The sequence below is a fragment of the candidate division WOR-3 bacterium genome (assembly GCA_039802005.1).
In the GTDB taxonomy this organism is placed as follows: domain Bacteria; phylum Hydrothermota; class Tepidihabitantia; order SM23-42; family JAOAFX01; genus JAOAFX01.
Genome location: JBDRVV010000012.1, coordinates 60,069 through 68,526, shown reverse-complemented (window position 1 = coordinate 68,526; position 8,458 = coordinate 60,069). Strand labels below are relative to the sequence as shown.

Sequence of the window (8,458 nt, the reverse complement as noted above, 5' to 3'; positions counted from 1 at the left end):
AGTCCAGGAAGCGCCGGTCTTCTTTGCATACTTCAAATCACGGTTTGTGTAATCATAATAACTGATATGGGGATTACCATTGGCATCAAGGGCAATTGAGGTATACAAGCCAACAGTACCTGTCGTATCAATGGTCTCCATCGTCCAGGAAGAACCGGTCTTCTTTGCATACTTCAAATCACCGTTTGTGCTATCATAATAACTGATATGTGGGTTGCCATTGGCATCAAGGGCAATGGAAGAATACCGGCCAACAAATCCGGTGACATCAACAATTTTATGTGACCAGTAGCCTGCATAGACCGCTACTGCAAACAATAACATTACAACGCTGACTGATTTGCCTTTCAGCAAATCAATATTCAAGGATTTCATATTACCTCCTTTTACCCTTAGTTTATCCACCATGATGCATGGCGGTCTCTCCATTCACAGAGCATGAGGTTCATTTTAATTCTTTGTTTAGTCAACCCAGAAGGGATTGCTACCTTTGCCCTATACTTAAATAATAAATAATACCACATAACCGATGCTTATGCCATAAATAAGACATATCAAACCCGAAGCACCTGCTTCATTACGATACGATAATAATTTATCCACAAAGATTACAAGTAATAATATAGTAAATTATATTCATAATTATCTGTTTGTCAAGTGGGTAAACGGATTTAATGCAGGATCGTCCTGACGGACTTGCAGGATCATTCCATTCGCAGGATCATCCCTTTCGGGATTCGCAGGATCACTGCGTTAGCAGGAGACGCAGGAGCGTTTCACTCGCGGTATCATTTCATTTGCAGGATCGCTACGCTTGTTCCTACTAATCCCCCTGTTTCCCCCTTTAGAAAAGGGGGATTAAGCGGGGGTTTTAGAAAAGGGGGATTGAGAAGGATTAGAAAATGGGGATTGAGGGGGATTTTAGAAAGAGTGGAAAGATTAGGATACAATATTATTGACTATCAATATTTTTGTTGTATAATACCACTATGAAGAAAATAGTCATATTAGTCGGTGCAAGACCCAATTTTATGAAGGCAGCACCGGTATATAATGAACTCAAGAAAATAAAAAGATTCAAGACATTTATTGTCCACAGTGGACAGCATTATGATAAGGCAATGTCAAAGGTGTTTTTCAGGGATTTAGCACTGCCTAAACCAAAAATTTATTTAGGGGTTGGTTCTGGAACTCATGCAGAGCAGACCGCAAAGGTTATGATGGAGTTTGAAAAGGTCTGTTTCAAGGAAAAACCTGACCTCGTGATTGTGGTTGGTGATGTCAATACGACCCTTGCTGGTGCTTTGACCGCAGCGAAACTATGCATTCCAGTTGCCCATGTTGAGGCAGGATTGCGTAGTTTTGACCGGACAATGCCTGAGGAGATCAATCGTTTGTTAACCGACCAGATTTCAGATTTTTTATTCACAACCTGTGAGGATGCAAATAGGAATTTATTGAGAGAAGGGATTGCTCCGGAAAAGATCTTTTTTGTGGGTAATACAATGATAGATTCTTTACTCAAACATTGCACTGTGGCGAAAAAAATAAAAATCCTTGAAATGCTCGGTCTTGATGTAGGTCGATATGGTGTCGTTACATTGCACAGACCTTCAAATGTTGATGATATAAATGTTCTGCAAAAGATAATAGATGCAATAAGCGAGATTTCAAAGATTGTGCCGATTGTATTTCCGGTCCATCCCAGAACTGACAGGCAACTGGATAACATTCATTTTCTTCTTTATGAGCCCGAATTCAAAAAGGGAATTAAATTCACTGAGCCGCTTGGTTATCTTGAGTTTCTTTCATTAATGAGTGGTGCATCAATTGTGCTTACTGATTCCGGTGGAATACAGGAGGAGACGACAATTCTGGGGATTCCGTGTTTGACATTACGCGAAAATACCGAGAGGCCGATTACAATCACTCAGGGAACAAATAAACTTGTGGGCAATGACCCGAAGAAGATAATTAAAGAGGCATCTAAGATCCTACTCGAGCCAAAAAAAACAGAAAGGCCAAAGAAACCAAAATACTGGGATGGTTTTGCAGGCAAGAGGATTGCGAAGATTTTGAGAGAAAGATTGTAAGAATTGCAGAAATTAATAAAGAAAAAGAAAGTTAAGTCATCTCCATTTTTATAGAATGTTTTCTTGGGATTGGAAGCGAGATGATGGGAGTAAGAGGTGGGAAGATAGAAGTCAGAAGTGAACAGCCAAAGCGGTTAAGGAATTACAAACAACAAAGGTGTTGATTTTGAGAAAATTATTATTATAATATTACATTGGCTATTGAGAATTTAGGAGGTTTTATGAGGCTTAAGCCTTTTTTGTGTTTTTTGATACCTTTGCTTTTGTTTTCGGGCGTAATTACGCAAGAACTGACTTTTGATCGGGCAGAATTGATTATTACAAAGGTTGATAACTATGATTTTATTGCTTACGCTGGTAGTCCCACAACAATGGAAAAGGGCGCACCGATTGTCCCTGTAATACCGCTCTATTTTGTAATCCCACCAGATGCTAAGGTAAGAAATGTAGAAGTAGTTTCTCTTGAAACAGAAGAATTGCCTGGTACATTTCTGCCATACCCCGGACAGGCAGTACGCCCTATTTCTTCTAATAAACAAAGTGAATTTATTCCGCCGGATCCGATTGTTTATGGATCTCAAAACCCTTATCCTGCTGAAATTGTAGAAAAAGTTCCTGACGGATGTCTGGGAGGTTTTCGTATTGCGTGTATAAATGTATATCCGGTCCAGTATATCGGTGCAAGTAAGAGGTTAGTGTTGAACAAAAAAGTAAAAATAAGTATCCATTATGATGAAAATGCTTATGAGCCGTTCAGACTCTCTCAATCGCAGATAGATTTGTTCGGTGACGCAGTTGGTAAAATTGTTAATAATCCAGAAATGGTGAATATCTGGACGCCAGTTGTCCAGGATCTGCGCGGTGATGAGGTTGATTATTTGATTGTCACAAGCCCTTCTCTAAAATCCAACTGGAATGCACTTGTGAACTGGAAGACAAAGAAGGGAATAAAGACAAAGGTGATTGGGACTGATTCAATCTATGCACAATATTCTGGTCGGGACAATCAGGAAAAGATCAGAAATTGTATCAAGGACTACTGGCAGAATAAGGGATTGAAATATGTCCTGCTCGGTGGTGATGATTTTATTGTTCCCGACCGAAAGACCCGTCTTGTAATTGAAGAGAGCACAATTACCGGCGACATTCCTACCGATATGTATTATGCAGATTTGCAATGGTCCTGGGATGGGAATAATAACAATCTATTCGGTGAAATGCAGGACACAGTTGATCTGTTCTTTGATTTGTATGTGGGCAGGGCACCAGTTGACAATGCTACAAATATCAATACCTTTATCAATAAAGACACGATATTTGAAAAGCGTCCTGATACAACCTATCTCCAGAGGTTATTATTGCCTTCCACAATGCTCTTCAGTCCTTATCATGGCAGGGTGATAAATAATATTATTTACAGTTATTATCCGACAACCTGGCGCAGGTCAAAACTTGAAGACCCTGGTTCAAATGCGGTGCGTGATTCCTTGAATGTGGGTTATCAGCTCTGCCATGTATCTGCCCATGGAAGCACGACAAGTATGACTGTCCTTGATATATCCCATGTTGCCACACTAACAAATGGCATAAAATATAATATAATAAATGGGATAAATTGTTATTGTGGTTGTTTTGATGGTGGAGATTGTATTGCCGAGAGTCTGGTAAATTATCCAAATGGGGGCTGTATTGCGTCCATTTTGAATTCCCGTTATGGACTTGGCTATCCACCTGCACTCGGTCCCTCTGAACAACTTGACCTTGAACTATTCAAGAATTTTATCCTTGGTAAACCTGAATTTGGTGTGGCACTTGCCGGTGCCAAGGATTATCTGCGCAACCTTGCAATGAGCCAGGCACCAACCAGGTGGTGTGTGTATGAACTGACGCTATTCGGTGACCCGAACTTGAGTGTTTATACACAGAAACCCAGAACATTGACAGTGAGCCATTTAAGTTCAATAACTGCAGGACCGCAAATATTCAGAGTAACAGTTGCAATATCTGGACAACCCTTGAAAAATGCCCTTGTCTGCGCAATGAAAGGAACAGAAGTCTATTCTACAGGAAGGACGAATTCCACAGGCTGGGTTGATCTTTTTGTGAATCCGACGACAAGCGGAACTATGAGTATCACAGTCACTGCGCCTGATTGTAAACCCTATGAAGGAACCTGTTCGGTCTCTGGAAGTTCATCACAGCCATGTATTCTTTATCAATCACACCGAATATTTGACCCGAGCGGGAATAATAACGGAAAAATTGACCCTGGTGAGACCGTGAGATTAAGGGTTATGCTGAAAAATCTTGGCAATGTAAATGCGACGAATGTAACAGGGACATTAAGAACATCAAATCCATTTATCACCTTGATTGATTCAGTTTCCTCCTATGGTTCTATACCAGTTAATGACAGTGCAGGCGGTGACTCATTTACAGTATCAGTTTCTCCCAATACACCGCAGGGCACTGAAGTTGAATTTCTTATCAATGCTACATCCAGCCAGGGAAACTGGACGCCGTTCTTTAAAGAAATGGTGGGGATACCACCCGAGCCGAGAAGGATATGGGCTGACCATGATACAGGTGTCTGTGCATTTACCGTCACAACGAACGGCAGTTTTGGAACGACATATCCTTATGGTGAAGGTTCAGGATTTAAATATTCCAAACTTGCATCTTACGGTTGTTTGTATTATGCGAGTATGGTCTGTGGGACCGACCCTTCTTATATAGTTGATAGATTCTATGGTCCGCCTTCTTCTTCAACGATAAATCAGGATTTTAAAATCATTGATACACTCAAACCCCTGATTCCACCATTAAAGGCAGAAGAAGAGTATGTAGCCTGGTATAGTGATTCAGGACATCCGACACCAAAGGGATTAATAATCAAACAATGGAGCCTTTCGCTCTCGCATCCTGGTTACGATGACTGGGTGATTGTCTGTTTCTATTACTATAACTATGGTACAAGTCCGCTAAATAATTTTTATTCAGGGATGATGTTTGACTTTGATGTGTATAATACCACAAATAATATTGTGCGCTCAGATAGTATAAGAAGGTTTGTCTATATGCTTCGTTCTACAAGTTCGCAAAAACCAACTGTAGGTATAAGAATCCTTGAACCAAAATTGGCAAGAAATCTTTCGGCAATCACTCATTCCCAGTATGTAACACCATCAACAATGATGAGCGAAGTCGTGAAGGATAGCTTCCTTACCGGTAAAAAGAAGGTGCCCACAGGTAGTACCTCAACAAACTATACAATCATTGCTTCAACCGGTCCTTTTAATATTCCCGCAGGTCAGTATTACAGGGTTGCCTATGCGATTGTTGGCGGTGATGATACTACAAAAGCCAAGGTCAATTCTGACAGTGCCCAGTCCTGGTGGGATAGGTTTGTAGGTGTGGAGGATGAGTCACAGGGTGCATTGAGTATAAGACTTCTTTCCTTGGATGTGTATCCCAATCCGGTTACGGGATTGCTTAATATTCATTATCAGATGAAAAATAAAGAAAAGGTTAAAGTAAGTCTTTACGACCCTGCAGGAAGGTTTGTAGATATTATATATTCAGGAGAATTGAGTGGTGCTGGAGATTTAAATTATAGACCGAAAAATCTTCCAGAAGGTGTATATTTTGTCTATTTTGAGACGAGAAATACGAGAATGTTGAAAAAGGTGATATATTTGAAATAAGATTCAGGATGATAATAAACGCAATCTTTGATACGAAATAATTTCCCCGCACCCTTGCCCTCTTCCCGTTTTGCGGGGGGAGGATATAGATGAGGGGTTTACTTGAATTTTCTTCAGCCTGTAGTGGGCGAGCTTGCTCACCTTTAGCAGAGTAAACTCTGCCACTACAGCCAACCATCCAATTATGTAGTGGGCGAGCTTGCTCGCCTTTAGCAGAGTAAACTCTGCCACTACAATCTTTATTGCCGACCAGGGTCTGCCACTGCTGATTTTATCGAACCTAAAGAAAGAATAAATATGGGTCAGGATTTTGGAATATTGACTTTATCATTATTTTAGATAAAATTTCTCAAAGAGGAGTGTTATGATAGATAAAAAACAGGCAAAGAAGATTATTGATTTTATTTTGAAAAGCTCTAAGGCAGACCAGACCGAGGTAGTGATATTTGATTTTGATTCAGCATTGACAAGGTATGCCAATAATTATATCCACCAGAATGTGAGGGAGTCAAATACCGGTGTCCATATACGGGTTGCTTTTGGTAAGAAGATAGGTTCTTCCTATACAAATTCAATTGCCCCGGAGAAATTGAAAGAGACCCTGCGCTGGGCAGAGACCATTGCCCGATTCCAGATTGATAATCCTTATTTTGAATCATTGCCATCGGTGAAGATAAATGCCTATAAAAAAGTTGACTCTTTTGAGACAAAGACTACACGGATGTCACCAAATGAAAGGGCAGAGGCAGTAAGAGAGATAATTGAAGTTGCCAGGAAAAATAATTTAACCACCTTTGGTTCGGTTTCCAATGGTTTTTCTACGGTTGTGATAGGAAATTCTAATGGGACATTTGCTTACAGGCGTAGTAGCGATATTTTCTGTAACATTGTAATGGCGACAGATAATTCAACGGGTTATGTCCAGGGTGGTGCCAAGAGTATAAAAGAAATGAATTTTAAGAGGATGGCGAAGATCGCTGCAGAGAAGGCACTGAAATCAAAAAACCCGATAGAACTTCCACCCGGACAATATACTACAATCTTTGAACCGCTTGCTGTGAGTGATATTATCAGTTATCTTGCATATTATGCGTTTAATGGCAAGACCTATGAAGAGGGGCGTTCTTATCTTTCAGGTAAACTTCAGACAAGGGTCGTTGATGAAAGGATCACACTTATAGACGACCCATTTTACCGAAAGGGGTTTCCTGTTCCTTTTGATTTTGAAGGAGTACCGAAAAGGAAGTTTGTCCTCATTGAAAATGGTGTGGCAAAGAATGTAGTTTATGATTCAATCACCGCAGCAATGGGAAAGAAAAAGTCTACGGGGCATGCACTTATGTATCCTAATCCCTTCGGACCAATTCCGTTGCATATCGTAATGAAAGGTGGTGATAGTTCAATTGATGAGATGATAAAGACTACAAAAAAGGGTGTTCTCATAACACGGCTCCATTATACGAATGTGATTGACCCGTATAAACTTGTATTCACGGGGATGACAAGGGATGGGACATTTCTGATTGAGGACGGGGTAATCACAAAAGGGATTAAAAACCTGCGCTTTACTGACAATATATTTGATATGCTGAACCGCATTGAGGCAATTTCCCGAAAAACTGAACTCGTGGCTGAGGAACCAGGTTATGGCGGAAGGAATCCACATGGTATGGTTGTGCCGGCTTTAAAAATAAAGGATTTCAATTTCACGAGTGCCACTGAGTTTTGAGGAAAAATTAAAACCTTAAGAATTTTAATAATGGCAGGGGATTGATCACTGGATAATTAGATGAGAGAATATATAAGATTATTAAGGCCTGAACAGTGGATAAAGAATGTATTTTTATTTGCCGGGCTCGTATTCAGCAGGGAATTCCACGATTTACAAAAAGTTGGTATTGCAATTTCAGGGTTTATCATTTTCTCACTTCTGAGTAGTGCAGGTTATATTATCAATGATGTGTTTGATAAAAAGGTTGACCAGCATATTACTACAAAAAAGAACAGGCCAATCGCCTCAGGTAAAGTAAAAGTAGTTAATGCAATAATTCTTTCTATAATTCTAATAATTGTTGCGCTTTATTTTTCCTTCACGATTGATCACCAATTCTTTCTGTCTGCTGCAGTTTACTTAATCTTGAGCCTGCTCTATTCTGTTATCTTTAAATATCTTGTGATACTTGATGTTCTTGCTGTTGCAATCGGCTATGTTCTCAGGTCTATCGCCGGTGCATTGATAATCAATGTGGAGATATCTTCCTGGCTGATTCTCTGCACTTTTCTCCTGGCACTCTTTATAATTCTGGCAAAACGAAAGAGTGAAATGCTAATGCTCGGGATTGAGGCTGAGAAACATAGGAAGGTGCTCTATCATTATTCAATAGATATGCTCAACCATATGATTACGATAACCATCTCTGCCTGTATTGTTTCTTATTGTATTTATACATTATCTCCGGATACAATAAATAAATTTCATACAAAGAATCTGATTCTGACAATCCCGTTTGTCATTTATGGGATGTTCAGGTATCTTTATATAATAGAAAAAAAATCCGGTGCGGATATGCCCAATCGTGCATTGATAGGCGATATGCCAATCATAATCAATTTGATATTGTGGGGGATTGCCTGCATTTTGATTCTGACCTATTCCTGATA

At 39.9% G+C, this 8,458-nt stretch carries 5 protein-coding genes; 4 read left to right on the top strand and 1 reads right to left on the bottom strand.

The annotated features are described in order from the left end of the window. Positions 1-375 (bottom strand): hypothetical protein (locus ABIL69_05665; GenBank protein MEO0123476.1); only part of this gene is annotated, 375 nt, incomplete at its 3' end. Between the two features lie 614 nt (positions 376-989). Here ABIL69_05665 and wecB point away from each other — a divergent pair. From wecB to ABIL69_05645, 4 genes are all read left to right on the top strand, one after another. Continuing rightward, positions 990-2,093: a UDP-N-acetylglucosamine 2-epimerase (non-hydrolyzing) gene (wecB, locus tag ABIL69_05660; GenBank protein MEO0123475.1), complete on the top strand. Its 1,104-nt coding sequence runs from the start codon at positions 990-992 to the stop codon at positions 2,091-2,093. 221 nt (positions 2,094-2,314) lie between these two features. Further along, positions 2,315-5,797: a C25 family cysteine peptidase gene (locus ABIL69_05655; GenBank protein MEO0123474.1), complete on the top strand. Its 3,483-nt coding sequence runs from the start codon at positions 2,315-2,317 to the stop codon at positions 5,795-5,797. Between the two features lie 364 nt (positions 5,798-6,161). Beyond that, the gene (locus ABIL69_05650; protein MEO0123473.1) at positions 6,162-7,526 is read left to right on the top strand and encodes a TldD/PmbA family protein; all 1,365 of its coding nucleotides are present in this window, start codon (positions 6,162-6,164) and stop codon (positions 7,524-7,526) included. A gap of 60 nt (positions 7,527-7,586) precedes the next feature. After that, positions 7,587-8,456, top strand: coding sequence for a decaprenyl-phosphate phosphoribosyltransferase (locus ABIL69_05645; GenBank protein MEO0123472.1), 870 nt, complete (start codon positions 7,587-7,589; stop codon positions 8,454-8,456). Positions 8,457-8,458 lie beyond the last annotated feature (2 nt).

What these genes read in the sequence shown, in the direction of transcription:
- ABIL69_05650 (MEO0123473.1), top strand. Translation starts at nt 6,162, where the DNA reads ATGATAGATAAAAAACAGGCAAAGAAGATTATTGATTTTATTTTGAAA.
- ABIL69_05655 (MEO0123474.1), top strand. Translation starts at nt 2,315, where the DNA reads ATGAGGCTTAAGCCTTTTTTGTGTTTTTTGATACCTTTGCTTTTGTTT.
- ABIL69_05645 (MEO0123472.1), top strand. Translation starts at nt 7,587, where the DNA reads ATGAGAGAATATATAAGATTATTAAGGCCTGAACAGTGGATAAAGAAT.
- wecB (MEO0123475.1), top strand. Translation starts at nt 990, where the DNA reads ATGAAGAAAATAGTCATATTAGTCGGTGCAAGACCCAATTTTATGAAG.